This is a genomic window from Pandoraea pnomenusa, assembly GCF_000767615.3.
Taxonomy (GTDB): domain Bacteria; phylum Pseudomonadota; class Gammaproteobacteria; order Burkholderiales; family Burkholderiaceae; genus Pandoraea; species Pandoraea pnomenusa.
The window spans coordinates 3,162,726-3,187,769 of record NZ_CP009553.3; the positions used below are offsets into that span (position 1 = coordinate 3,162,726).

General features: G+C 60.9%; 36 protein-coding genes. 3 read left to right on the plus strand and 33 right to left on the minus strand.

Annotated features, from left to right (window positions below; genetic code table 11):
* Positions 1-417 precede the first annotated feature (417 nt).
* From LV28_RS38065 to LV28_RS38070, 3 genes are all read right to left on the minus strand, one after another.
* Positions 418-663: a hypothetical protein gene (locus tag LV28_RS38065; RefSeq protein ID WP_052408597.1), complete on the minus strand. Its 246-nt coding sequence runs from the start codon at positions 661-663 to the stop codon at positions 418-420.
* Positions 664-690: 27 nt separating this feature from the next.
* Positions 691-921, minus strand: coding sequence for a hypothetical protein (locus tag LV28_RS48760; protein ID WP_147291560.1), 231 nt, complete (start codon positions 919-921; stop codon positions 691-693).
* Between the two features lie 698 nt (positions 922-1,619).
* Entirely contained in the window at positions 1,620-2,117 is a 498-nt protein-coding gene (locus tag LV28_RS38070; protein WP_038617170.1) for a hypothetical protein, read from the minus strand.
* Between the two features lie 764 nt (positions 2,118-2,881).
* Between LV28_RS38070 and LV28_RS48765 the strand changes: the two genes are divergently transcribed.
* A complete protein-coding gene (locus LV28_RS48765; protein ID WP_147291559.1) occupies positions 2,882-4,132 on the plus strand; it encodes a hypothetical protein in 1,251 nt (416 codons plus the stop codon).
* Positions 4,133-4,185: 53 nt separating this feature from the next.
* Here LV28_RS48765 and LV28_RS38075 read toward each other — a convergent pair whose 3' ends face one another.
* The 5 genes from LV28_RS38075 to LV28_RS38100 all read right to left on the minus strand — a co-directional run bounded on the left by LV28_RS38075 (position 4,186) and on the right by LV28_RS38100 (position 6,247).
* On the minus strand, positions 4,186-4,464 hold the full coding sequence (locus LV28_RS38075) for a hypothetical protein (RefSeq protein ID WP_147291558.1): 279 nt from the start codon (positions 4,462-4,464) through the stop codon (positions 4,186-4,188).
* Positions 4,461-4,718, minus strand: a complete 258-nt coding sequence (locus LV28_RS38080) for a hypothetical protein (protein WP_038617165.1) — start codon at positions 4,716-4,718, stop codon at positions 4,461-4,463. Before LV28_RS38080 ends, LV28_RS38075 begins: the two co-directional genes overlap by 4 nt.
* A 334-nt stretch (positions 4,719-5,052) precedes the next feature.
* Positions 5,053-5,478 (minus strand): hypothetical protein, encoded by a 426-nt coding sequence (locus LV28_RS48770; protein ID WP_147291557.1) that lies wholly within the window; start codon positions 5,476-5,478, stop codon positions 5,053-5,055.
* Positions 5,475-5,858: a DUF1353 domain-containing protein gene (locus LV28_RS38095; protein WP_052408596.1), complete on the minus strand. Its 384-nt coding sequence runs from the start codon at positions 5,856-5,858 to the stop codon at positions 5,475-5,477. Before LV28_RS38095 ends, LV28_RS48770 begins: the two co-directional genes overlap by 4 nt.
* Positions 5,855-6,247 (minus strand): hypothetical protein, encoded by a 393-nt coding sequence (locus LV28_RS38100; RefSeq protein WP_155765753.1) that lies wholly within the window; start codon positions 6,245-6,247, stop codon positions 5,855-5,857. Before LV28_RS38100 ends, LV28_RS38095 begins: the two co-directional genes overlap by 4 nt.
* Before the next feature lie 65 nt (positions 6,248-6,312).
* On the opposite strand from LV28_RS38100, the gene LV28_RS48775 reads away from it, so the two are divergent.
* Positions 6,313-6,525 carry a hypothetical protein gene (locus LV28_RS48775; RefSeq protein WP_147291555.1) on the plus strand — a complete coding sequence of 71 codons (213 nt, stop codon included), beginning with the start codon at positions 6,313-6,315 and terminating at the stop codon, positions 6,523-6,525.
* A 79-nt stretch (positions 6,526-6,604) separates the two neighbouring features.
* On the opposite strand, the gene LV28_RS38110 is transcribed toward LV28_RS48775, so the two are convergent.
* The 14 genes from LV28_RS38110 to LV28_RS38170 all read right to left on the minus strand — a co-directional run bounded on the left by LV28_RS38110 (position 6,605) and on the right by LV28_RS38170 (position 17,789).
* Complete coding sequence (locus LV28_RS38110) at positions 6,605-6,802, minus strand: hypothetical protein (RefSeq protein ID WP_038617151.1); 198 nt, start codon at positions 6,800-6,802, stop codon at positions 6,605-6,607.
* 73 nt (positions 6,803-6,875) lie between these two features.
* Positions 6,876-7,535, minus strand: a complete 660-nt coding sequence (locus LV28_RS48780) for a hypothetical protein (RefSeq protein WP_147291554.1) — start codon at positions 7,533-7,535, stop codon at positions 6,876-6,878.
* Positions 7,536-7,587: 52 nt separating this feature from the next.
* On the minus strand, positions 7,588-8,049 hold the full coding sequence (locus LV28_RS38115; RefSeq protein WP_257125729.1) for a hypothetical protein: 462 nt from the start codon (positions 8,047-8,049) through the stop codon (positions 7,588-7,590).
* Between the two features lie 52 nt (positions 8,050-8,101).
* Complete coding sequence (locus LV28_RS38120) at positions 8,102-8,398, minus strand: phage holin family protein (protein ID WP_038617144.1); 297 nt, start codon at positions 8,396-8,398, stop codon at positions 8,102-8,104.
* A gap of 14 nt (positions 8,399-8,412) precedes the next feature.
* Entirely contained in the window at positions 8,413-8,943 is a 531-nt protein-coding gene (locus LV28_RS38125; RefSeq protein WP_038617141.1) for a glycoside hydrolase family 24 protein, read from the minus strand.
* Positions 8,944-8,969: 26 nt separating this feature from the next.
* Complete coding sequence (locus LV28_RS38130; RefSeq protein ID WP_038617139.1) at positions 8,970-9,476, minus strand: DUF4376 domain-containing protein; 507 nt, start codon at positions 9,474-9,476, stop codon at positions 8,970-8,972.
* Positions 9,477-9,486: 10 nt separating this feature from the next.
* On the minus strand, positions 9,487-10,863 hold the full coding sequence (locus LV28_RS38135; RefSeq protein ID WP_147291553.1) for a hypothetical protein: 1,377 nt from the start codon (positions 10,861-10,863) through the stop codon (positions 9,487-9,489).
* A gap of 15 nt (positions 10,864-10,878) precedes the next feature.
* A complete protein-coding gene (locus tag LV28_RS38140; protein ID WP_255315154.1) occupies positions 10,879-11,550 on the minus strand; it encodes a UCP028438 family phage-derived protein in 672 nt (223 codons plus the stop codon).
* A complete protein-coding gene (locus LV28_RS38145) occupies positions 11,550-12,650 on the minus strand; it encodes a baseplate J/gp47 family protein (protein ID WP_306628975.1) in 1,101 nt (366 codons plus the stop codon). Before LV28_RS38145 ends, LV28_RS38140 begins: the two co-directional genes overlap by 1 nt.
* Before the next feature lie 20 nt (positions 12,651-12,670).
* Positions 12,671-13,072: a hypothetical protein gene (locus LV28_RS38150; protein WP_038620876.1), complete on the minus strand. Its 402-nt coding sequence runs from the start codon at positions 13,070-13,072 to the stop codon at positions 12,671-12,673.
* Positions 13,072-13,725, minus strand: coding sequence for a phage baseplate assembly protein V (locus LV28_RS38155; protein WP_052408642.1), 654 nt, complete (start codon positions 13,723-13,725; stop codon positions 13,072-13,074). Before LV28_RS38155 ends, LV28_RS38150 begins: the two co-directional genes overlap by 1 nt.
* On the minus strand, positions 13,722-14,852 hold the full coding sequence (locus tag LV28_RS38160) for a hypothetical protein (protein ID WP_038620873.1): 1,131 nt from the start codon (positions 14,850-14,852) through the stop codon (positions 13,722-13,724). The genes LV28_RS38155 and LV28_RS38160 overlap by 4 nt, the downstream gene beginning before the upstream one ends.
* Positions 14,845-15,804: a hypothetical protein gene (locus LV28_RS38165; RefSeq protein WP_038620871.1), complete on the minus strand. Its 960-nt coding sequence runs from the start codon at positions 15,802-15,804 to the stop codon at positions 14,845-14,847. Before LV28_RS38165 ends, LV28_RS38160 begins: the two co-directional genes overlap by 8 nt.
* Positions 15,801-17,789 (minus strand): phage tail tape measure protein, encoded by a 1,989-nt coding sequence (locus LV28_RS38170; RefSeq protein WP_038620870.1) that lies wholly within the window; start codon positions 17,787-17,789, stop codon positions 15,801-15,803. Before LV28_RS38170 ends, LV28_RS38165 begins: the two co-directional genes overlap by 4 nt.
* Between LV28_RS38170 and LV28_RS38175 the strand changes: the two genes are divergently transcribed.
* Entirely contained in the window at positions 17,788-18,042 is a 255-nt protein-coding gene (locus LV28_RS38175; protein ID WP_038620868.1) for a hypothetical protein, read from the plus strand. The genes LV28_RS38170 and LV28_RS38175 overlap by 2 nt on opposite strands.
* Here the strand turns inward: LV28_RS38175 and LV28_RS38180 are convergent.
* From LV28_RS38180 to LV28_RS38220, 11 genes are all read right to left on the minus strand, one after another.
* Positions 18,039-18,530: a phage virion morphogenesis protein gene (locus LV28_RS38180; protein ID WP_038620866.1), complete on the minus strand. Its 492-nt coding sequence runs from the start codon at positions 18,528-18,530 to the stop codon at positions 18,039-18,041. The two genes, LV28_RS38175 and LV28_RS38180, sit on opposite strands and share 4 nt — an antisense overlap.
* Positions 18,527-18,649, minus strand: a complete 123-nt coding sequence (locus LV28_RS49405; protein WP_255315221.1) for a hypothetical protein — start codon at positions 18,647-18,649, stop codon at positions 18,527-18,529. The genes LV28_RS38180 and LV28_RS49405 overlap by 4 nt, the downstream gene beginning before the upstream one ends.
* 47 nt (positions 18,650-18,696) lie before the next feature.
* Positions 18,697-19,047, minus strand: a complete 351-nt coding sequence (locus LV28_RS38185; protein ID WP_255315220.1) for a hypothetical protein — start codon at positions 19,045-19,047, stop codon at positions 18,697-18,699.
* Positions 19,048-19,063: 16 nt separating this feature from the next.
* Complete coding sequence (locus LV28_RS38190) at positions 19,064-19,495, minus strand: hypothetical protein (RefSeq protein ID WP_038620861.1); 432 nt, start codon at positions 19,493-19,495, stop codon at positions 19,064-19,066.
* Positions 19,496-19,635: 140 nt separating this feature from the next.
* Positions 19,636-21,180 carry a tail protein gene (locus LV28_RS38195; protein ID WP_038620859.1) on the minus strand — a complete coding sequence of 515 codons (1,545 nt, stop codon included), beginning with the start codon at positions 21,178-21,180 and terminating at the stop codon, positions 19,636-19,638.
* A 63-nt stretch (positions 21,181-21,243) separates the two neighbouring features.
* A complete protein-coding gene (locus LV28_RS48990) occupies positions 21,244-21,408 on the minus strand; it encodes a hypothetical protein (RefSeq protein WP_169834578.1) in 165 nt (54 codons plus the stop codon).
* Between the two features lie 7 nt (positions 21,409-21,415).
* The gene (locus LV28_RS38200) at positions 21,416-22,246 is read right to left on the minus strand and encodes a hypothetical protein (RefSeq protein ID WP_048806610.1); all 831 of its coding nucleotides are present in this window, start codon (positions 22,244-22,246) and stop codon (positions 21,416-21,418) included.
* Positions 22,246-22,917 (minus strand): hypothetical protein, encoded by a 672-nt coding sequence (locus tag LV28_RS38205; RefSeq protein ID WP_038620856.1) that lies wholly within the window; start codon positions 22,915-22,917, stop codon positions 22,246-22,248. The genes LV28_RS38200 and LV28_RS38205 overlap by 1 nt, the downstream gene beginning before the upstream one ends.
* 8 nt (positions 22,918-22,925) lie before the next feature.
* A complete protein-coding gene (locus LV28_RS38210) occupies positions 22,926-23,327 on the minus strand; it encodes a hypothetical protein (RefSeq protein WP_038620853.1) in 402 nt (133 codons plus the stop codon).
* Positions 23,328-23,633, minus strand: coding sequence for a hypothetical protein (locus LV28_RS38215; protein WP_038620851.1), 306 nt, complete (start codon positions 23,631-23,633; stop codon positions 23,328-23,330). It lies immediately after the preceding gene.
* A gap of 69 nt (positions 23,634-23,702) precedes the next feature.
* A complete protein-coding gene (locus tag LV28_RS38220) occupies positions 23,703-24,995 on the minus strand; it encodes a major capsid protein (RefSeq protein ID WP_038620848.1) in 1,293 nt (430 codons plus the stop codon).
* Positions 24,996-25,044 lie beyond the last annotated feature (49 nt).

Here is a 25,044-nt window from a genome sequence, read left to right on the forward strand (position 1 = left end):
CCACGCTCGCAGCTCAGCAGATTTCACTCTCGGCTAGGCACCCTGATCGCGCTAACGCGTGCGATATCGCGAAGCGCCAGGCAAACGAAGCAGCGCGCCGCGCCGGAAAAACCTTGATTTCGACTGGGGCTTGCGACTGCTCAAAACGCGAGTTAGACCCGCAAAGTCCTGATGGCATCGCCGCAAAGGCTGCTTTCGGGTCGACAAGCCAATGGACCTGCCAGGTGGACGCAACGATTAACTGAGCCAGCGGTCCCAGCTTAATCACGCGATTCAGTTTAAGCCATGCCGGAGACAGGTAGGCGCCAGAGCGTCCATGATTTGAATGATTCAACTCTAATGGACTCATTGCGAGCCGCTACGCAGCGGCAGTGAGCGACCGCGAACTGGCCCACCAGCCACTGCCGCGTTGAAGTTCTAACTTCGACCGCCGGTCTCCACACGCGCGTTCATCGCGTCGAACACCTTCACGCCTGGCGGGATCTTCTCGCGAGGCACCATCCCGAAAGACGAAAGGTCCGAGCGCCGCCCGTCGCCGTCACGGCGAATGATCGGGGCGAAATAGTCCTTGTAGACCTCGTCGCGCCATTCGCCGATCGGTGCCGACGTGCCGTAGTACTCGCTGAATAGCTGCTTGTCTGGAACGCGGTAGTTGGTGCACATATTGCAGTTCCTGGAACGCGGACTCTTTCACATCTTTGTGGCTTCCCACTGGCACACACCTGCTGTCGCCGTCTGCGTATATGTACCCGAAATTCTGCCCGCTCCAATCACTCGCCCTTCCATTTGAATTTGGTTTCCGAGCCAGTTGCTTGCCTGAATTGTTACAACACTCCCTTCAATGCGACCGGAATTGATTTTGGCGTTGGAAAGGTTGCCGCTAATTGATGCGTCACCGGGATTTGCCTGCGTGATCGTCATGGTGCTTGTACCCGAACCATAACTGCACGTCTGAACAGAATTCCAGGTACCGCTTAAATCAATTTTCTGCGGCTGTTGGTCAGCCGAGGCTGCTCGCCCCGAATTATCAGTTGGGGCGCCCGCCCGCTTACATACCTGACATGAGACCGAGGACAGATTTGCTCGCGTGATCGGCTTCTGCCCGAACACCCGGTCTTCGCCGCGATTTCCCTGACTTAGTATTGTGAAATACGGCGTCCCGTCTACGTAGTAATCGACCTTCGAGCAGATGGGAGCACTGGACGTGAATTTCAGATCTGCGCCATAGCTACCTTTTGTCGATTCAGTGGGTATGACGCTCACAGATACGGCACATGTGCCAACGATTTGCTGGCAATCGCAATTGTTGCCTTGCCCAACGGCAATCGTGGTCACACTCAGTAGGCACGCTCCGATCAATCCTCGCATTCGACTTCCCCGTTTTGTGTTTTCGCAGATTCTACGACGCGGGCACAGGCTTACACATCGTCAAAGTGACGGATACAAATACTGTGTTTTTTATACAGTACTTGTGCTAGCTTACCTCCCTCACCAGCACCACGAGGGAGGCCGCCGTGCCGCTTTATCCGCGTCCATCCGACCTGACGATTGATCAGTTGCGGAGCCTATGGCTCACGAACAAGGATCCGGGTGAGGGAATCGTCGCTCTGCCGCGGGAATTACTTCAGCTCTTTTTTCAATTCCTCTTTCCAGCGTTCCACTTCTGGAAACTTCTTTGCTGCACGTTCGAGCGACTCGGGCCCGATTTCGGCCAAGGCCTTGGCAACATCCTTGTCCGTCAATCCAAGCTGATCTGCGAAGCGGAATGCGAGGTCCTTAAACGATTGCTGCGAGAGGATCCATTGGCAGTGCAACAATTGCTTCTGGTTGTAAGTGTCGCGGAAGGGGCCATTCGCATTGGCAATTTCGGCCATCGGCCTCGTCAGCAACCTCTTGTACCAATTGAGTTCCTCGCGAAGACGCGCGTTCTCCACTGACAGATTTCCAGAGCTGATGTTCGCCTGCTCCAGAAGCCCCTGTTGCTGACGGTTGAGCGTCTGCTGGTTGAAAATCTCCGCGTCCTGAATCGCCTGCTGATGCCGCAGGTCATTCAGCGCTGACTGCTGCTGATCATTCTCGTTTGCCAACCCAATAATTACTTGGTCGCGGATGGTCATGGTCGTCCCCGTTACATGTGCATCCCGAGATTAAAAGACAAATCAGCTCACACGTAAACGACGCCGCCCTATCAAAAGCGATAGTGCCGTGAGCAAGCACCGCGCACAGCGGGAACGGCGAACCTCGCAGCCGCGATATCCCGGGCTGGCGCTCGGTGGAAGCCTGAGCACCTTCAACTGAGCAGATCCGACGGCGGCGCGGCGTCCATATAAAGCCCGTATCCCATTTCCCCGATCTGATCAGGTTCTCAGGTCTGCTCTCTTGAGGGTCTTACAGCCATGGTCGTTCGAATATTCCCTTGAGCAAGACCAGAGCAAGGACGGTACCACGATGGTGGCATAAGGCTCTCCGAGGAGCCGTTGACAAAAGAATCGCGCTGATCTCGCCCAGACATTGACCTCTTCCGAAGTGCGGAATCAAACCTTCGCACTTTCCTTAGGTCCTGAAGCCTCCCGACGATAGGCTGGCACAATACTTGCCGTTTGGACCGGCTCGGCTGACAGTGTCGCGTTGCGGCAACTTTTTGCCGCTCGACTTGACCGTGGAGCGGTCATTCGAATTGCGGCTTCACGTTGGGATCATCCGATTCTGCTTGAGCCTCCCAGCTAGATATCGTCAACGATATGCTGTGCATCACTCTGAACGATTGAACCGGTGACCCATGCCCATAACCCATCGTCTTCCGTCTACGAAAACTGTCAAGGCGCTCTACGCCAACGCATATCGATGTGCCTTCCCGAACTGCAGGCGTCCGCTTTACCGTGTGGACCCAGAAACGGGAGACCGCACGCTGAACTCCAATGTGTCGCATATTTGCGCACGAAGCGAAAATGGTCCCAGGTGGGATGAAAACCAGACTGAAGCCGATAATCGTAACTTCAATAACCTGCTGTTGTTATGCCTCGAACATGCTTGGGAGGTAGACCAACCCAACCGCATGGACGTGTTTACGCCCCCCGTGTTGCGTGATTGGAAAGCTCAGCAGCTTGCGGATTTTGACGCCCTCGGACGACAGGGATGGGCTCTCACCGACGATATGGCTGAATCTGCATTACATACATCGATCAGCGTTGCGGCGGCCGCCATCTCCTTAGGCGGAGAAGGCGGGCGAGCGCCAGGCGCCGGCGGAGGTGGCGGCGGAGCCATCGGGGCAAACGCGAGAGGCGGAAATGGTGGTCCAGGTGGAAAGATAACCCTTGAAGGTTTCGCCGATTCGGCCGCAGCGGTACCAACTCTGCTTGATTCAGGGCATACAAGGCTCAACGACGGACAAGACGGTCCTGCTCATGGCGCAGGAGGCGGCGGTGCCGGCACGATCGGCGAGAATGCCGTTGGCGGAGATGGTGGTGGGGGCGGTGACAGAGTAATCGCGCGCATCTCAGAGGAAGAGATGGAGGCGCTTCGCGCGGAAGGTTTCGAGCGCATCGACTTCGTCATCCCTGAGGGGGGGAGAGCGGCGAAATACCCGGGAGAACATGCGGAGGACGGCGGAGAGACAGTATTGAACTTCGTCACTGCCAATGGGCGCGTTTTGCGCACAATTCGAGCTTCCGGAGGGAGGGGCGCTCAATCCACATGTGAAATCCCTGCCGGCTCTCGTGAGATTACACCTGCGGACATTTCTGCGGGTTTTCGGGTCAGTGCAATTCTGCCCGCGGATGTCGTGTATGTCCGAGACGGGGTGTGCAGCCTGTTGGGGGGAGGCTTCACGTTCAGCAACGTCGAAAGCATTCCAGTTGATATCTCATGGATTTTGCTATTAAAACTGGATTTCGGAGCTTCCGTCGACAACATGTCTCTCGCCATGTTTGTGACCGTAGACGATCCATATGGAAGAGAGGTGCTTCGATTGCCAGTGGTCGCACAGCGAGAACACGAGGCAGAGCCGGGTCGCGTTGCTTGCGTGTCGTTGAGATTCACTGCACGTAAGTCTGGACCGCACGCGATTCGAGTACTGTCTGGTCCATTCGTTTTGGCTCAGACGTCGATCGAGGTCAGGCCGTCAGCGGCGTGACTCGCACTGACTACTCTGCGTTCGATGGCGATGCAGGAAAATTTCAAAGGCGCTCAAATCCCGCAGAAATACTTCGCAATGGCGATGACACCCGCGACCGTGACGCTGCCAACGACCTTGATGATGTTTTCGAGCAGCCAGGATTTAAAGCGCATTAACCACGTCGGCCGAACGTGGGCCTCCTGCTGCCGAATGCCGGCCTCGTTATCAGTCGCCTTCAAACCGGGCGACCGAGACACTTTCGCTAAGGTTTCACCCGAAGTCCGGTTCCGTTCGAGGATAGTATTCGGAGATTCGTCGATGTCAAACATCGGTTTGTCACGGTCTTTCACGTGCGCCCCTCAATAATCTTTCTGATCAGGTAGGCAATTTTAGTCAAGCGAGGCTGGAATAGCGTAGAGGATACGTTGTCGCGCGCAACTAGATTCCGAATACGCTTCGCCTTGAGGGCAGTGCCTACGTTGATAAACTCGGAATCCGTAACAGAAACGTTGGACGCGTCTGACACGCGAATCGCAACGTCATACCCTTTGAATACATTGCCCGATATCTCGATATCGCTTCCACCGCCAATGTCTATGGCCATCGATGAAGCCCCCTTGTGTTGTTGAGAAAAGCTGAATAGCGATGGTAATTATAGGGCACAAACACTGTGTTTTTACACAGTGTTTGTGCTAGTTTACCTCCCTCTAAGTCCCCCGAGGGAGACCGCCATGCGAGATCTATTTACCACCAGATTTCTTGTCGTCCCTTTCCGCATAGGGAAAGGCGACGATTTGCTTCCCGTTGAAGTGCGGCCGGCCAGCACCAGCGTCGGCGCCGTGCGCGTCGCGCACTCAATGCGCGAGCGCCATGCCGGGGTGGCAGCCTACGAGGTTCTGTTCGACCCCGAGACGGGCGCTATGGAATCACCAAAGGTCCTATTCCAGCACGGCCGCGTTCCGGTGCTCGACGAGTTCGCGTCGGCGTAGCGAGGGGGCCGTGGTATGCCTCTCAATCCCCGCCCTTCTGACCTGACCATCGATCAGCTGCGCAGTCTGTGGCTCACGCACAAGGATCCTGATCTGCGGCGCGCGATCGAAGAAGTTGCCTTTCGTCGCCTCGATGCGGAGCGGCGAGACAAAGTACTCGTGGAAGTGGAAAAGCTGTACGCCATCATCCACCAGGCGTGGCGCGAGGAAGTCGGCGACACGCTCATCGCGCTCGAGTGTCTCCGTGCCCTGCTTTCGGATCAGCGACAACGCCGAGGCGAGTTGCCTGGTATCCCGGGGGCACCCAACCGATAAAAGATAATGTTGGATATCATTTTTCAATTTTTGATAACCATGATTATCTTTTTTGCTCATGAACCGTTCGGCGCGGAAAGCGTCCAGTGCGACGCGCCGCCCAAGCGGACGCCCCAGTACATGAGCCAGCGGCGCCAGGCCGGCACGCAGGTTGCGGCGGACGCTTCGCGTAGCACGCGGTCGGCCACCGCCCGGGTCACAAGTTTCGTCGTGTAAAGCCAGTCATGCACGGCGGCGGCCTCATTCGAGGTTCCGCCGGTGAGCCAGTAGACAACCGGCAGCCGCGGTACCGACGCGAGATCGGTGACGAAACCGCGCGGCACCGTGATCACCGCCCCTACGACATCCGATTGATAGAGCAGGTCCGCCACCAACCGCCACCGGCCGTCGTCGCAGCCGGTGGCATTCTCGATGACGAGGCGTGTCAGAAAACGGCTCATTTCGCCGCGGCGCCAGTCGCGACGTCTTGCGGCCACGCGGCGATCGCAGCCGCGAGCAAAATTTGCGCGGTCGTCACCCCCATCACGATTCGATCCTGATCCTGTACCGACAGCGGCGACGCCTTCACGACGGCGATGATAGCCGGCAGCCCTGCGCTCGCGAGCGACTGAAGATTCACCGCATCGACGGTCGAGCCCGCTGCACAGACCGCGTTAACGACCGGCTGCGCCTCGGCGAGCGATTGCAGCGCGCCGTTGCTCATGCCGCTGACCTGCTGCAGCGAGGCAATCGCGACCTCGACCGGCGGGCAGACCCGGGCTGCGACTTGCGATGGCGAGGGAACGGACTGGGCTGTCGTCGAGCAGGCCGCGAGGGCGCACGAAAGCATGGCCGCGCACGCGGCCAACATTGCAAAACGCTTCATGGTGATTTCCTTACGGGGTGGGAAAACTGATGGCTGCGGCAGCCGCACTCGTCACGGCAGCCGAAATGCTGGAAGCAATGCCGCCGCCAGCGGTGATCGGCGCGCTGGCCGACACGCCGGTTTCAGCGAAATCGAGGGTGAAACCCTCAGTGGTATTGGTCACGCGAACGGTGACGGCGCCAACGTCTTTGCTGCTCGAGACTGACGCCTCGCAGCAGATCAGCCGGCCGGCCGAGTCATAAAACGGCCGCACTTCGTACGAGGCGTTGCCCGCGCACGCGGCAAGAAGCAGCGCGCCCAGGCATGGGAAGGGCGCCCGTATCACTGCGGCGTACCGGGTGTTTGAGCGCTGTCGCCCTGCCCCTTCGTGGCCGCCCCCGCGTGCACAGCGCCAAGCGCCGCCAGCGCGGCACCTACTGCGGCGATGAAGCCGTCGGTGGGCGTCTTCCCGAACCAGGCGAACAATGCCCAGATGGCCAGCAAGCCGCCGTAGCAAAGAACCTTCACGCGGATGGTCATTTCGTCGCTTCCTTCTCGTGGTGGTGGATGATTTCGGTCGGAAAACAAAAAACCCGCCGAAGCGGGTTTAATCTCATCGTTCGTATGAACGTCTTGGCGGTGTGGTCAACGCCCTCTCAGCGGACCATCCAAGCCTGTGAATGCGCGCAATGATGGTGTTGTATGCGAGCCCTGTCTCGTCGGACCACTCAGCAACGGTTTGCCTCTTACCGGCATGTTCAAGAAAGGTATTGCTGCGTGTGTTGTTTGATTGGCGTTTGCGTGTGGCCCACACGCAATTCCCCGGCTCATATCCCTCATTCACCAGCACGCGCTCCAAGGTCATTCCATCTGGGCGCGGCCCCATGTCCTCGAGAAAATTCTCAAACGTGTGCCAACGCTCGCACACGCGGATGCCGCGGCCGCCGTAATCAGAGTATTTCGGGTGATTGCTGTTGGTGCAGCGCGTCATCATCGACGCCCAAGAGTAATACTCGGGGCTGAACCTGCGCTTTGTGACGTGACCGTGCCGTTTGTATGGCTCACCGGAACGCTGCAAACACCCGCAAGACTGCGTTTTGCCAAGTCGCACCTCGGAAAGCACGTAGTCACGAATTGTTCCGCAATCACAACGGGCATGCACGCGGCGATTCTTGTTCCCTTCGCGATACGGAGCATCTCCTAGGACGGTAAGCCGGCTGAACTTCTCACCGATCGGCGTAGGATTTCTCGCGGCCATCGTTTCGATTTCCAATATCGAGTGACTGTCCAGACTGCCATGGCGCGATCGCACATTGGCGGACCGCTTATTTTACGCCCACCTCGAAATGATGAATCGTTTCGATATCCGAAAATTTGTACCCATCCTTGGCATATTTTTGGGCCACCCACAAAGGAAACGGTAACGTGTGGATCCCAGTGTTCTTGGCCGTGTGGTGGTTGCGGCACACCAGCATCCCGTTGACGGTCATGTCATCGACGAACCGATACGGGTCGAACGGCCGGGCGGCCAGAAAGCCGTCCCAATCGAATGCCTGCGTGATCGGGCCCCACACACCGGCGCGGCAGTCTTCGGCCAATCGCGGCCAGTCGATCATGTTTGCCGTGCTGCGTTCGATCGGATGGTGATGGGCCTCGAGCGGGTGCCCGCTGTCCTGCTCAGTGCCACCGCAGACGAAGCACCTGCCGCGCTCTCGCTCGATCAGCGCGGCCCGCGTGTGCGTGAACAACGGTGTGGTGACGCGCGGATCGTGACCGGGCAGCAGCACGTCAACGGCGAGCGTCTCGCGTTCCTCATGGGTTTCGGTAACTGACATGGCATCACCCCCTATCACCGCGCATGAAACCGCCGGCCCTGCGCTTGAGCTGCAGTTCGATGAACTGCGCGCCGACCGTGCCGAGCACACTGCCGATACCGAGCAGCGCCAGCGGCGGGATATCCGGAATCTGGATCAGCACCACGCCGGCGATCATCGATGCGCCGGCGCCCAAAATCGCGCGACCGATGATCAGTCGCCACGTCAAAACCTCGTCGCTCACGAGCAGTTTCCCGATTCCCATAGCAGCTCCCAGCACCAGCAGGCACAGAATCGTCCAGGCAGTCTTGTGGTCATCCATTGATGGTTCCCCGGTTACGGTGCAATGACGCCACCCGCACGCCGATAGGCGTCGAGCAGAGAGTCGAGCGTGTTTTCGTGTTGTCCGTAGCCCGCGCCCGGCAGGCTCGCCCAGATGTTTCGGCACTTGGCAAAGGCCGCCGAGACTCGGCCGGCCAGAATGTCGGGCATGGCGCCCTGCTCGCGGATCTGGCGCAGCGCGATCAGATCCTGGCTGCGCGGCGAGAAGTCCGTCAGGCGCAGCAACGGCCGGTAGGCATCGAAGTACCGCGCAAGCAGCTGATAGCGCCCCGCCGCGGTCGATTGCAGCGGCTTGCCGTTGACGATCCGCGGCGCGCCGTTCTTGTCTCGGATCGTGACGAGGATGCGCGGGTGATCCTGATAACTGTTGAAGAGTGTCGGGCGCTGCGGCGAGCCGCCGACGATGACGTTGTAGCCGTCGTCAGAATTGGCCAGCCCGACGGCGGTGTGCTCGCTGAACGCGATCGCATCCAGAAAGGCGAGCGCGTTCCTGCCGCCTGCTGAGGCAGCATCGATTCGTGGCATGTTTTTCTCTCGAAGTGCGGGTAGGCTCAGGCCCAGTTGATGGCTAGGACCGCTTCGGCCGTGGTGGCAGCGCGCACTGCCGCCTTGAGGGTTTGCAGCTTGTCGAAGGCGACCTTGCCCTGACCGAGCATGACGGCATAGAGGCCCTTCAGGTCTTCCAGCGTGAAGGGCACCTGCGCGTTGTCACGAGCGACCCAGTAAAACCCTTCGGGCGTGGCGCCAACGAGGTTGTAGCCTGTCGTCGATACCAGCAGCGTCGACTGGCTGCTCTCATCGGCCTGGAACGTCTGCTTGACACCGGCCACGGTCTCGTATGTCACGTCCACGCGGGACGCCGCTTGATAGGCCGCATACAGCTCGCCCATCTTCTGAGCCGTTGCATCAGCCAACTGCAGCGGCGGGTTCTGAATGGCTCGCGCTGCCTCGTCGGAAATTTCCTCGCATCCACTCGGCAACAGAGAATCGAAGCCCGCCTCAATGTCTTCTTGGCTGAGAAAATGCAGCCCCTTCTTCGAGTCTTGAAAATATGGCATTCAGATCCCCTTATCGGTATTCCGTCCACTGGCTCACGCTCAACGTTCCGCCAGTCACCGTCACTACGTACGATGCCCCCGCAGGCACTGCCCACAGATAGCTCGTCGAGTTGTTCGCCAACGAGTAGTCGCCCTGACCGTACACCGGCGTTCCGTTGATGGTCAGAACCGTGAAATTGCCCGCGGTGCTATGCGAGCTGGTGATGTTGACGAGGATCGTTTTGCCGGTGGTGTTGTAGTACGTGGTGTTCGCGGCGCGGCTTCCGAGCACGTTCTGCCATGACTGACCGAATCCCACGCTTCCCGACTGCACCTGCCCGAGCGTCGCTGCGTGTTGCGACTGAGTGGCAGTGCCGACCTGCAGCGGGCCGCCTGTGCATTCGAGCAGCACCCACGAATTGATGTTTGCATTCCAGATCGCTGCGCAATTGCCGTTCGCGATGATCTCGCCGCCTTGCAGTGCGCTGTGCGCGGCGCCGACCATCGGCTGCGCGCCCAAGCCGCAGAGGTTCAACGTGGTGGCGCCAGTGTTCGTGGCTTTCGCCTTGAACCAGACCACCATGTTGTCGGTCAGCGTCTGGACGGCAGGAACGATGTTGACCGCACAGGCGTTCGCAACGCCCGTATCCGTGCCACTGACCAAAAGGTTCGCCTGAATAGCCGGCAAAATGCTGGCCGGCAGGATCGGCGCGCCAGCGTACTGTGCGATATTTCCGGCAGTGATCGATGCCTGCCCATTCGCAACCGTGACAACCCACAAGCCCGTCCAACCCGCGTCCGGTGACGGCGTCGCCTGCGTCCCGGTCGGCGCCGCAATACCCGCCTTCGCCTGAATTGCAACGATGCCCTGCCGGAATGTGTTGCTCGTCTGCCCGCTGTTATTCGGCCCTTGCCAGGGCTGCGACGGATTCGACGAGTTGTAATACTGCAGCACCACGGGTGCGGCGCCGCCCGTAGTGGGATCAAGGCTCACGTCCTTGTCCTGATACTGCACCTCGATCAGGTAATTGATCGCTTGGCCAGCCGTTGACGGAGGCGCGCATGTCACCAACGTCGAGTCGAGCAGAATGCCTTGCTTCACAACCTGGTGCGACGTGTCGACCGGAAGCGTGCCAAACACTGTCGATTCAAGCGCTGCAAGTGCATAGAACTCCCCCGGCCCAATGCTGACTTGCAGCGTGGCGGGTGAGGTCGGCGTGCACGGAAGGCCGTTTGCAATCGGCGAGGTTCCGAGGACGGCCGCCGTGAGTTTCCCCAAGGCCACCATGTTGTCCTGTGCCGGCTTGGTGAAGAACCATTCGTAGATAGACTGGCCAATCTGCGTAATAAGACGATTCAAGGATTGCCCCCGAAATGAAAAAGGGCCGCACTTGGCGACCCTGGTCATTAAAAAGTGCTGCTGTCAGCGGATGCCCACCCACATGACCGTGCCCACCGGCTTGACAGCGTCGACAGCGGCGTAGATATCGGCGTCGGACGCCGATGAACGGGTGTAAGACAAGGAGTTCGTGTAGGACGAAGCGAGCGGGGTGTTCAGCGCCGATTGCGATGGCGCGGCGCAATACGCAGCCCCGGCAGTGCCGCCCGTCGCCACCGGGCGAAATGCGGTAATCATCGCCGTATAGGGGACGGCCATCGAGCCTAACCTGGCGACGCCGCAATAGCCGGCAGATGTTGGCGAGTTCAGCGCGCCCATATCCTTCGGCCGGTTCGGCTCGAAGATGATCGGCGCTTGTCCGGTTACATCCTTCAGCACCTGGACCATCGCCGGCCGGGTACCCTTTCCCCGCAGCAGGTTGATGACGATCCGGAAACGGAACGAATCATCGGACTGCCCGGGCTCACGCAGTAAAGCGGCGCCGAAGAAGTCCCACGCGATCATGTCTAGCCAGCCGTCGGTGGCCGTCGCAATACGCGTCTGCTGTTTCGCGTAGGCCCACAGCGAATAGACAAAGCTCAGGGCGTACGCGATTCCCGCCAGCAGCGCGTCGAGGAACTGGGCGACGCCAGGGAACCAGGCCGTCGGAAGCAGCGCGCGCAGGCGCTGGAACATGTCCTGTTGGTCACCCGTCATCACGTCACCTGAACCGTACCGGATTTGATTGTCTGCTGCGACGTGGCAGCGAGGTCGGACGTCCCGCCGTTCAGCGTGACGCCGGTAACGTTCGTGACGCCATCCGATGCTGCGTAGGCGACCTGCGCGAGGCGCGTGAAGCTCAGCGACACGCCGAGTCCGAGCGTGTTGATGTAGTTCTGAATCGCCTCTGCCACGAGGGCGACGGTTGCAGCGTGGTCATACCCGCTCGCCGTCACGATTGCCATGACCACGTTGGCGATGACCGTATTGGGCCCGTACACGCCGTATGTCACACTCAGCGGGCGCACTTCTTCAATCGCATTGGCCGCTGACGCAAGAAGCGTCGACGAGGGGCTGCCCGTGCCGTCATCGACGATCACATAGAAGAACCCAAGTTGCGCCAAGCCGCTGCGCTGCTGGTTCTCGGTGACCGTGGCGCTGACGTTCTGTTGCAGCGAAAGCACGGCATACAGAACCGCCGCCTTCGTGGCCTTCGACAAACTGCCGATGTACGCGACGAAGCGGGCACGCAGAGCCGTGTCGATCTCCGCGTCGACGCCGTTGGTAAACGCTGCGGCGTTGGTCACCGTGTCGATGCCCGGCATACCCTGCACGATCGTGTTCACCGCACCGGCCACAACATTGCCCGACGCGCCAGCAACTTCAGCGACCACCGGTACCGTAGCCGAGGACGTACCGGAGCCCAACACATACGCGTTCTGTGTCGCGTCATACGCCGGGTTCGTTGCATCCAGCGTGACCGCGAACGTCTGCGTTCCGTCCCCCGTCTGCACGCGCGCACCGATCGGCACGATCGCATTGAGCGTCGGCGTAAACCGAGCGAACGTCACGAGCCCGCTGGCCGGGTCAGCAGGAATTCGGGTCACCCCGAAATCAGCCATCCACGAATCAAGGTCGGCACCGCTCGACGTCGACGCCCGCGTGATGACAAGCAACTGCAGAATCAGCGACTGCAGCCACAAGGCAACAGCTGCGGTCGCCTCGACGACCGCGCGCAGCGTCGAGCCGATGGTGAGGTCTACGAGCCCCGCAGCAGCGCCCTGAATGGCCGTCACCTGCTCGCGCACCAGCGTCACGAAGTCTTTCGTGGAAATGGTCATTGATTCACGTTGAAACTGAGGGTGGCGGGCTGGCCGGTGGCCGCATCCGTATAGCGAATCGACACGCTGACACCGCTCGCGATGGCTTGAACATCGATCACAGGGGCCGGCTGGCGGGCAACCGAGGCTTCTCGCAGGATCTGACCGCGAATCTTGGCGCGGATGCGCCCCGCATCGAGCGTACGCCCGACTTCGCGCGGCAGGCCCGCCCCGTAGTCCAGATGGAAGATGTAATCGCCGGGTTCCGGCGGCGTCCCGCCAACGGCAGGGCCCCGGGGGTTGGTCATGAGGCGGCGCAGGATACGCTGTTGCGTCTGGTCAGCTCCGTCGACTAGCTGCAAATCGCCCGAGGCCGAGACGGTAAGGTCTGAGCCCCACATGTGATTCAAATCGCTCATCAGGATGCCTTGACCGTAGACGTCATGTGCGCTGCCCCCATCTGTTGATTCGGGGCAGCCGTGACTGTCCCCGTCTCGTTGTGGGTGTGGCTGTTGAACAGGGACATGAACGCTGACGTAATGATGGAAAGCAGCGATTGGCCCGCCGCGCCAAGGTTGATGGCCGGCGCGGTGATGTTTGCCTGGCCACCGGCTTGCACGTTCACATTCGCGGTGGCCTGGATCACGATCGTCGGCGCCGTGGCATCGATCTCGACCTGGCTGTTGATCGCGACCTTCCCGTCGTTCGACATCTTCATGAACGCGCCGAATTTGTGCACCATCCAATACTCACCGGACGGCACCGGCATCGCCTGGTCGACGTCATTGAAGAATCGCGCCACCGCTACGGGCGTCTCGGCATTGCCGAGGACGAAATCGACCTTGACCGCGTCCCCGATGGAAGGGGCAAACACCGCACCCCACCCTACCCCGACGGCTGCTGCCGCGAGCTGGATCCAGCCCGTTTCCGTTCCCTCGGGCTGCAGAAGCACTTTGACCGCGTGCGCGACCGGGTCATAACTGCTGATCGTCCCGTCGCGCGATTCCGAGCGCGTGCCAGCATTAATTTGAGCCAGCCCGCGCATCGCGTTCGCAAGCGCATGAGGGTTCATAGCGTCACCGTCGAATCAGGGGTATGGTTTTTGGCGCTCAGCGACATCACGTAGCCATCGGGCATGCTCATTCGACGAACGACACTGTCCGGTAAATACTTCTGGTCCCAGGCCGTGTCCGTACCGGCAACTTCCACAATCGTTGTGACCCCGAGGATCGAGTCGGCAGGCATGCGGGAAATCTGAAGCTTCATTTCATGCGCGATCAATTCCGCATAGATCTTCTGGGCGCGTTGCAGCGCCTGCTCTTGTGTCAGGCCAGGAATGGTGTAGCTGTAGATCTGTGCGCCGCCGAATGGCTTCGCCTTGCCCGCCTGTGTCGTCTTGGCCTTGTTCGGGTACGACACCGTGAAGCCCTTCTTTTGCTTGGCGTTCCACGTCCGCACCACGACCTGGATGCCCCGGGACACTGTCAGCGCACGGCTGAATTTCATGTCCACGACATTCGCTTCTGGGTAGCCCTTCGTGTCGTCCGGCGGAACCCACTGAATCAGATAGGGCGTCGCATCGGGATCTGTCTTCGGCTCGAAGTGCAGTTCCTTGCCCTTGACGTACACGACGAAACCCTCGATGTGCGCGAGATATGCCAGCAAGTCCCACTCACTACGCTGATCGGTCAAGTTGACGTGATCGATCTCGTAGTACTTTCCAGCCTTGGCGCTCGTTGCGGTGACCACCGGTGTAAGGCCATGTCTCTGCGCGAGTTGGGTGGCGATCTGCGACGCGGTCAGGTTCGGCCACTTCTCGGTTGTCTTTGCGTCGATGAATACCGACGTGAGATCGCGCCCGACCAGCTCGATCGTGCCGGCCACGATGTCGAAATCGATATCGTCGACGCGGCCGTAAAGTTCGCTGACAAGGTCCGTTAACTCATACCTGTCTGGGTCATCCACATAGCCGCCGAAAAGCTCGACGAACATGTCCGACTGCTCGGAAAACCAGCGCGCGTCGCGGTCGCTCGGCAGCATGTCGGCGACGAACGTCACCCGAAAGGTGTCCGCTGAATAGAAACCGTTCGATTCAGCTTCCCAGCTCACCCAGCCCGTAATCAGCGTGTCATTCAGCTTTACGGCCCCTCGCGTCTGGGTGGCGGTCGCCGCCACGGGCACCTGGTTGAGGCTACGCATTGAACACGCCCCCCGTGGGCACGTTGTACGGCGGGATCTTCACCGAGTTCACGCCGTTCAGCACCGGATCGGTGATGCCGTTTGCCGCGGCGACGGTCGTCCACCCCATCGCGTCGTCATACTCGTTGGCGGCCACGCGATAGAGATTGCCGCCAGCGAGGGTCAGGCTCTTCGTTCCAGCGTTGATTGTGCCGAGGTTCTTGCCGAGGCGCCCGACCACAGTGTTGAGCTGAGCCAACACCGGCAGTTGCGTTGCAGCGGTCACCTGTTGAGTCAAGCGCGCGATATTCTGAGAAATCGGGTTGTTCGGCAGAATGCCGCCCAGTGTCGTGACATTGAGCAGCGTGTTGTTCGTCGACGCAATCAACGTCTGAACCCGCGAGCGCACCGCATTAAGCGGTTGTAGCACCCCGTTTATGGTGCTTTGCGCGGCCTTGGCGAAGCTCGACACCTGACCGATTGCCGTGTTGAGGCCACCTACTAGCGTGGACAGCGGACCGTCCCCGACCAGATCAGATAGGCCACTAATTGACAGCATGTCGTCACTCACGAGAGCGTCGATGCCCGCGTCCGGCACATCGCGCACCGAGCGCGTCAGATCCTCGACCACCTCGCAACTGATCCGGTACGGCAGTTGGTGCCAACGCTCGAAGTCGGCGACAAATTCGCGGATGATGACGAGGTAGTACAGCTCGGACCAGATCAGCTCGAGTTCCTGCCCCGACTCCTTCAAGGTCTTCAGGTACAGCGCCCGTTCGAGCGCCATCGAACCGAACAGCAGACCCGACCACGAAAGGGGCATTGGGTCGTCGCCCATCGCCTGAACATGCCTCACGCCACCGACCATCTTGTGGACGACAAGCGCCTGCTGGCCGCCGAAGGATATATGCTCGGGAATTTCAGTGCGCGCGAACGAGAAGTCGCCGAGCGTGAGAACGGTGTCAGGGGTCATTTTGCGTAGTTCATGCCCGCGGGAGGAAGCGCGAGGCCAAAGTCGTACATGCCTGAGCCCAGAGGGCGATTGAGCGCGCGCGCCTGATGTGTGCTGACCTGCTCGGCGATCGTTCGACCATCGAGCTTCAGTTCAGAATGGACCTGGACGGTCTGCGTGGGCTTTTGCGCAATATAGGTGCTTTCGTGGCCGCGCACCTCGTTCGAGTAGGTGGCTTGCGCGGGGTTTTGAAACGCGCCGACGGCAGCCTCGCCACCCTTGCCGCCCAGCCAGTTGCCGATAAATCCGCCGATCGCTGCGCCGGGGATCGCGCCGACTCCCCCGAACAGGCCGCCGATAGCACCTCCGATATACATTCCGGTCAAACTGCCGGCAACGCCTCCGGCGACACCACCATACGCGCGCTGCTTTGCCTTTCGATCAAGCGTTTCATCCTGACTTACCTGATAGGCGTCGACGGCCCCCATAGCTATTGCGATAGGGCCACCAAGCTTCAAGCCGCCCAACCCACCGGCGGCCATGCGGCCAAGCATGGACCCGCCCGCCGAAGCACCCGCGCCTACCGCACCGACTCCCGCCGCGCGCGACAAACTCTGTATAGCGAGCGTCAAGCCGCGAATCGACGCTGTGGCCATCGTCACGATGCCCGCGAATGCAAGCGCGCCAGAGAGCACCACGAAGCCACCCGCGAGGATCTTGACCTTCGCATGGTTCTTCTCGATCCACCCGGTAAGGTTTTCGAGCATCGGGATAAGTCGCTCGAGCGCTCGGATCGCCAAGGGCAACACCGTCTCGCCCAGGCGCAGCAGAAGATTGCCCCATTTCGCATGAAGGTCGATCTCCTTGCCCTGCAGCGTCCCCTTTCCGTTGTCGTACAGACCATCGATGCCCTGTGCTTTATGCGAGCGCTCGATGTACTTCTCTGCCAGCTTCTGCTCGCGCACGAATTGGTCGGCGAGGTTTGCGGCCGTTCGAATGCCGAGCAGTTTGGCAAGTGCGATGTTCAAGTCGTTGCCCTTGAGCCCCTGCGCCATCAGTTGCGGCACTGCGACCTTCGTCACCCACTCAAATGGGTTCTCGGTGAAGAGCTTCGCATCCTTGATACCCATCGCGTCGACGCGCTTGATATGCCCAGTCGTCCCATACTGGATCGCCTTCGGGTCGAGCAGGCCAACTCTCGCCATGTCCTCGGCAACACGTTGCGGCATGCGCCCCATCGCCCAGTTCTGGAACATCGACATCGAGGCGGTACCGGTGCGGGAGCCACCAGATTCCTGCATGAAGTGGCCAAGGCCGAAGAAGAACATTTCGTCGTTCATCAGCTTCGTGGACACCCCGCCCGTTTTGATCGCAGCGAGATAGTCCTGTGGCTTGACAGTACCGCCGCTTGCCACGTAAGCCTGCGTCATCATGTCGAGGACGCGCTTGAAATTTGGCAAGTCAACGTGGCCGGTTTCGCGGTCAATAAGGGCGCCGCGAAGTTCGGTTGTCTTGATCGCTGCCTGGAACATCTGCTCGAACTTGGCGCCTGAGCCCCCCGCCATGACCGACTCAATGCCGAATTTCATCTTGGCGAGAAGTGGCAATACCTCCTTGGCATGCCCGAAGTCTCCCATGATGGCCGTGGCCTCGCGCAGGAGCACCATATTGTCGCGCGCCGACGAGCCCATGATGTCCATGCCCTTGGCGAACTTCACCGCATCACGGTTGGTGGCATCGCCCAGACCGAGCGCGGTGAACTTCGCAACCTCGGTCTGAAACTGCTTCGCTTCTTCCAGAGGCCCCTTGAACAGCGCCAACCCACCCGCGCCAAGCGCAGTCATTGCACCGCCCGCGATCATCATGTTCTTGATCGATTTGATGCGGGATTCGAGCTTCTGCGCGTCCGATTCCGTGCGCAGGAAGTCTTTTGACAGGAGCGCCAGCCCCATGCTAGCGTGGTTGATCAGGCTGATCCGAACGCCGATCTTGTAGGCTTCAAACATGAGAACTTCCCTGCGTTATAGAGTGCACGAGTGGCTCGCCGATCGGGTGACTTGGATCCAGTACCCCAACATCCGAGCTGTGACGGACACCGCCAAACGGCGGCCAGCCTTGCAGTTCGCCGTCCAAATGCCGTGGTGGCAACGCATTACGCTGGTTGCCGTCTTTCTGCCGATCCTGATCGTCTGCGCCGTGGTGCTCGCTGTGGCGCTACCTGTGTTCTGGGCAGTTGTGGGCGCCGTATTCGGCTTCTAATCGACCTTGTGGTCGTATTCCAGGTGGGCTGGAATCGCCGCACCGCCCACCAGCCCGGCAACCAGCGCGCTCCCTAGCACCTTCCGAATGAGTTCGTGATTGCGCTCGACCGATGGCCCGAGGACTGGCCGCGGCGGGATCGTATCTGTGCCGAGCTCTTGGTAGACCATCACATCAGAGGTCGAACCAATGACCGCTTCGTGCCCCCTCACTTCATTTCCGAGCGAGTCGCGCAGTTCACCCGATCGAAGCAACGGGTCGTCGGGCGTGTAGCCGCGACGTTCGCGCTCGGCCTTCGTTGAATCAGCGAGCGGTGACCATCCCTCGAACGGACCGACAGCGGGCTGATACTCGCCAAACTCGGACCTGGCCGTCGCTTCCACCGCAACGGCTACACGCTTTAAGCCTCGGTGCAATTCAAGCGCGACACCGGCCTGAAGGCTGACCAAGTGCAAAGCGAATTGCCCGAGGCTGCCGAACTCTTTCATGTCGCTTCCTTGAACGCCATCGCACGGAAATCGAACTGATGGCCGTCCAGCTCCGAGAAGATGATCGACCAGCCGGCCCGCGTCACGTCATCGAGTGAGAACGCGACGTCGAAAGGCACCCCGTTTCGGACGAGAAAGAGCGCCTCACGAACCGGCGTCGATCGGACTATTTTTTTAGCGCGGTGCGGTCCTTTTCCGGATCCGCCGGCGGGAAGTGCTTTTCGACACCCTCCGAAACTGCGATCAGGCCGTCCTCGTCAAGGTTCTGCACGAGTGCCTCGACTTCGGCCTTTGTTCGGATGGCGGAAACGGGCACGCCGGCAACTGACGCGACATAGATCAGCGGCATGCACATCGCGATGTAGCCCGGGTTGGTCCCCCCCACGGCTTCCATCAGACGGAATTGCGCGAGGGCACCCGGCTTACGAAGCATGATCGGACGCCCCGCCACGTCATGGACGGTCACCTCGGCCATCGCTGCCTTGACGATCTGTTCACTCGGCGTGTCGGTATTCACAGTGAGTTTGGTCATATCACGACACCTTGATGCGGCGCGAAGCCACGAAAGAGACCTTCTGCTTCATGGTTTCGTCACCGGCGCCGTCACCAGCGTCGTCAAACTTGAGCAGCACGCCGAGATAGCGGAATTGGGAGACTGCGCCGGACGCTTCGGTGATGGTTTCGGTGATGGTGCCGCCCTGCTCATCGATGCCCGCGTAGTAGTTGTCCTCGTTCTGAGCGAAGTAATCATCGAGCTCAGGCCCCTGCCGCTCGATCTCGATATTTCCGGACCAACCCTGCGCAAAGCGGACATGGCGGGTGATCCCGTCCAAGCCCTTGATCTTCTTCTCCGTCGTGTCCTGCTTCTTCGAGAATTTCGTGATCAGACCGAAGGTCAGCGGCCCCGTCGCGGTGTTGAAGTCGAGCGAAATGTCACGTCCTACGGTAAAACCATTGATCGGCATGGCATGCTCCGAAATGAAAGCGGCCCGCGCGCGGCGGGCCTTAAATGAGAAAACCAGGCGGGCGCCGGTTTAGTTGTAACCACCTCGGATCTGAAATCCACGTGGCTCAATTCGGCGAAGGGGCCGCGATCCTTGAATGATTACGTCGGCTGCGTGCTCTGGCGCGTGACGGTGACTGACTGTCCGCCTTCGAGGTTGACGATGAATTTCTCGACGACGCCGAGATAGCGCACCTTGCAGTCGTCTTGCATGTAGCCGAGTGCGACCCGATTCGGCGGGTTGTTGCGGTCGTCGCATTGATTGGAAAAATCATCAATCATGCCGACGTTGTCGCCATCGCCCTTCATGGTCTCAAGCCAAGAACTGATCGTAGAGCCGGCCTGTCGTCGAAGCGGGTCGTTCTTCTGAGTTGACTGCAGCTTTCCGACGAACTTGCCCATTGCGCTGTTCAGCGTGTATGCGAGGTAGTTCGTCATCCGTGTGTAGTTGTCGCCATTGACCACGGGATTGCTGCTCGCGTTGTGGCCGATCCGTACACCGAACGAGTTTCCGGCGGGGATAGGGTTGGTGACCACGTCAATGCCTGCCTGCGCCAACGCGCCGATTTCTGCGGTCGCCGAATACACCTGGTTCTGCATCGACTTCTGCGTGCCGACGATGCCGTACAGCGGCTTGTTCAGGCTTGACTGCTCCGGCGAGAGGTTCGCGAGGCGCCCCGCCACGAAGCCCTGCGGCGAGACAAGGCGGATTACGTTGTTTACCGTGTCCTGCCAGTAGATCCAGTCGCCAAATAGCAGCTTCAACGCATACGAATCGATACCAGCGCTGGCTTTCGTAGCAGTGGCGTTGGCAATGGAGTCGCCAGCCGGGCCGACGGCGATCATGTAGATGCCCTCGGACAATCCGAAAGCGACTTGTGTCGTCCAGCTCGTCGACTCGTCACAATCTGCGAGCATGGCGATGCTCGTGAACGTATTGCGAAGCGCGTACATGCCCTTGCGCGGCACGGTGTCGACGCCGAGAAGCGTTGCGCTAGTGATGGTGGTCGCGCCGTCGGTACCACCGGTGAGCGTCGTGGTGCCCGCGGTAGGTGCCGTCGTACCGGTGCCCGCCGTAGCCACGATGAACTGCGACGGGCCACGCAGGCCAGACTGACCCGAATTGATGGCCGCAGCGATGTTTGCCCACAGCTCGGCGCCGGTGCCAGTGATGTTGTCGAACACTTCTGGCACCTGCCCGGGCATCGCCACCACTGCACGCCACGAATTAGCGGCCGAACCGGTACCCAGTGTCACGACCAGGCTATTGCCCAATGTGCCGGTGTATTTGGCCGTGAACGTGATATTCGTCGGCGACGTGCCGAGCGCTGCGCTGGCTGCGACGTCGGTACCATCCGTGACCCGCACGCAGCGGAAGTTGTTGGCGCCCTGAAGCGTGGCCACAGCCACCTGCGTGCCCATGTCGTATTTCCGGGCCATCACGGCGCCGAAATTCTGCGCGTACCCAGCCATGTCGCCGACGATGGTCGGCGAGTTCACCGGGCCCCACTGGGCCGTGCCAACGATGCCGAGGATGTTGGTCGGCAGGCCGTTGATCAGCGTGTTGCGCGGCGAGAGAATCTGGACATAGACGTCCGGGACGATCAGCGCGGTGGTATTCAGCGCGCCTTCTTGAAAAACCGGCATGAGTGCCTCCGGAAACGAAAAAACCGCCCGGAGGCGGCTTGAGAATGCGTGTGATCGAGCGGCTTACTTGCTGCTCTTCGGCTTGGCGGTGCTGGCTTCTTCGGGCGCCGCGACCTTCACGACGTACGTGGCTTGTTCCGAGTCGAGAATGGCCGCGACCTTATCGGCGTCGGTGATCCGGTCGCCCTTCTGGTATTCGCCGAAGGCGTGCAAAACAACGAGATTCATGAGTGCCTCACGAAGTGGGGGGTCCCAGCGTGTCGCCGCCGCCGACGACGAACGCCTGCGGGGCGACGACGCCGAAAGCGTTGTCAATCTGAGTGGTGGAATAGTCGATGCCGTAGATCACATCGCGGCGGTAAATGAGCTGCTTCTGCTGAGTGTCATCCTGCCGACTGCTCTGGTAATGAAAGATCGCCTGCGAGCCGTCGGGCAGCGTCGCGCGCACGAGCGGCCCGAGCGCCTGATCGATTGCCATACCTAGTCGGTCGCGGACATCGAAGCAATTGCCCCAGGCGGTGATCTGAAAGCCCTTCCGCTGGCGGCGCAGCTCGCGAATGATCGTGCCAGCGGTGCCGACACGCGCCTCGATCAAGTGTGCCCCGGGCACGGTAAATCCGGTACCAGACGACGTTGCCGGCTGGTCAGCGCTGATCATCGTGGCGAGCGCGGTCGCGATCGCCGACAACGTGTCGGTCGCCTGCACGCCGTAGACATAGGGCTTGCCGCCGACAACCGCCGCGACGTTCTGCGATGCCAGCACGGTGCCGCCCAGCGTCACGGTGACGTCGCTCACCGCGACGGTGACGGTCGGCGCCGCGATGGACTGCACTTCCCACTCCCGAACAGTCGAGCGCAAAACGGTTTCGGTCGGCAGCGGGTAGACGGAGACATACCCGATGTTGTTGGTGAAGTCTTCGCGCGTTGCCTCGGGCTGTGGCCACCCGGCAAAGACCTTGACGGCGCACCCCGCGATGGGCGAGATCGGATTCGCTGTGCCGTTCGGGTACAGGTAGGCCGCGACCTGCGCAACAAGCAGGTTGCTGACGTCTGAGAGGTCGGCCATTACGCGTGAAGTTCCGTGGTTGTCAGGCGCCAGCCCATGTCCGTCAGCTCGGCGCCCTGCACGACGTACCGTCGACCGAGGCTACACGAGACGGTGTCGGACGCCTGAATGATGACCGACTGCGGTACCGACTTCGGCAACAGGATGCGCCAGCCGATTTGCTGGGACGACGAAGGCAAGCCGCTGATGGACTTCTCGCGCTGCCCGAACAGCAGAATGGACGCCGGCCAGCCCGCGCCCGTCGCGTCCCCAATCAGGTAATTGTCACCCGCGGCGCCGGGCTCGCCACAGGGGCCGCCGTAGCCGACCGCCCCCACACCCGCAGGTGTCGCCACGCGGGACACGCGCACCGTGACGTTGCACTCGACGCACTGAATGGGCAGGTGCAACTGCTGACTGGCGATGAAGAATGTCCCGCCCGGGCCGATGAGATAGTCGCCGGCCTGGGTGAGCCTGCCGTCGAACAATCCGTACCAGACCGGGTTACCGTACCGATTTGGCTTGCCATAGGTCATGTCTTCCGCGTTGAACGCGGCGAGCAGACTGCCCTGCTGAAGCGACAGCGGGTTTGCCGCGCTCGCTGGTCGGTACTGGGCGTAGCTCAGACCGACACGCATCGCCGCCTTGGCGTAGCCGGCATAGATCCGGTTCTGAAGCGTGATTGCGTCCATGATGCGAGTTAACCGCGGCTGAGCGAAATTGTCGACCCGCCGGGGCCCAACATCGGGCCGGGCGCGATTCCGACAAAGGCGCACATGCGGCGGCGCCAAGTATCGAACAAGGCGAGCCGGTCACGAACTTCGTTATCGTTGTGGGTCCAGACAGCCGCCTTGGCGGTGTCCAGGTTGTCGCTGGCATCCGTGACAGCCGTTTCGAGGGCGGCAAGCTTCGTCAGGTACGTATTGACGATGATGGCTTCCTCTTCTGGCCGAAGGTGCGTCAGCCGGTGATTCAGCGTCTGCCAGATGCCCGGCGAGACCCAGCCATAAGCCAAGTCCCGCGAATCATCGACCTGCGTGTCGGCCAGCAGCGGGTATCCAGCGTGACGCCGGACGTCCGCCAACTGCTGGTCATTCAGCATTTACGCCTCCTCCCAACCGCCGACGCGGTAGTTGTCTACCTCGTCCGGGTGCACCTGTGCTTCGTGCGGCCCGTCGTACAGGTCCGCGTCGCGAATCATCGTCACGAGTTCGGGGCCGTCGTCGTCACCGTTCGCGCCGCCCTTCGGCGGGACCAATGCGGTCTCAGCCGTCGCCAGAATCTTGGCCTGCTCGTCCCCGGACAGAGCGGCGAACTGCTCCTCGGTCACGCCTGCGACGGCCAGCGCCTTGGCGCGCGCCTCTGCGGCTGCCTTCTCGGCCTTCTGGGCTTTAGTCAAACCTGCCATGTCGAAATCTCCTGCTGTCTGGGTGGCCGGGGCCTTCGCCCCGGCGTCGGATCGCTCTCGCGCGGCCGGTTAGCCGAGCAGCATGGCAGTGTGGGCGGGCTTGATGTTCGCCTTACCCCATGCCAGCGACACTTCGTATCGCACGCGGCGGTATTGCGGGTACATCGCGACTTCGAACGTCAGACCGGTACGCGGGTCCGTGACCAGCATGCGGTCCGTGGCCATGTCGCCTTCTTCCGGCAGCGCGGGGGCACGCGTGGCCAGCACGATCGCCGAGCGGCTGAAGCCCATGTTGCAGGTGGCAGCCGCAGCGACCGTGACGGTCGCGTTGGCGGATGCAGCCTGCATCAGGCCCGGGGCATTGATTGTCAGAGCCCCGCCGGACAGCGCAGCAGCGACGACGTACTTGCGGGCATCGCCGCCGATCGTGATCACGTCGCCGGCCAGGATCGTGCCGGTGCCGGTCTGCACGTTGATCGTCGTGGCGCCCTTGGCGTGCGCGCCGTTCAGCACGTAACTGGCGCCCGTGCCTGCGGCCGCCCGCGTTGCCACGCCGGCCGACTCGCGCATCTGGAAGCCGTGCAGCTCCAGCAGCGTACCCTGCTCGCGCAGTTCCTTCGTGCCGGCTTCGTTCGCCTTCGTCAGTTGCGCCAGCGTGCGGATGTTCGCGCCTGCAGTGGTGTCGATCACGCACTGCAGGTCGCTCTTCGGCGCACCGTTGTCCGCGAGGATCTTGAGCAGCTGCGCGGTGTCGCCGAGGTTCGATGCGAACGGCGTGGTGCCCGGCGTGCCAGTGGCGCGCGATGCGCCAACGAACAGGGTGCCGAGGTCGGTTTCGACTTCGTTCACCAGCGTGCGCATGGCTTGCGCGATCTGGTCACGGCGAATCGTCTTGTAGCCCGGGCCGCTGTTCACGCCTTTCTGTTCTTCACCTGTCCAGCGGAACGGCACCGTGCGCGACTTCGTGATCGAGAACGGGGTGTTCCCGACGTTCTGGTCACCGTCGTCCGGCGGCAGTTGCCCGGGCGTCACGTCTTCAGCCGCAGCGGCCGGCGTGATCGGGATACGGATCGCCTGATTGAGCGCCGCTCGCTCGGCACTCGCGTCGAGTGTCACCGACGGGATGAAGCCGGTCAGCTCGCGCGACACGACGTCCAGCGCTTCGTACAGATCGGGCACCAGACTGGTCAGGGTGTTGGCACCGAGCACCATACCGCCTTTAGCAGGGTGCACAGCAAGGCCATGAAACCAGCTCATGGCCATCGAAGCGACCTTTGCCATGGTCGCCATCGGGTAGACCACGACGGCAATTGCGATCGTGACCAGCGCCGTGCGGCGCAGGGTGGAAAGGAAACGCATCATGTGTATGAGCCTCTTCTAACGAAAAAAGCCGCGCAAGGCGGCCTCAGAT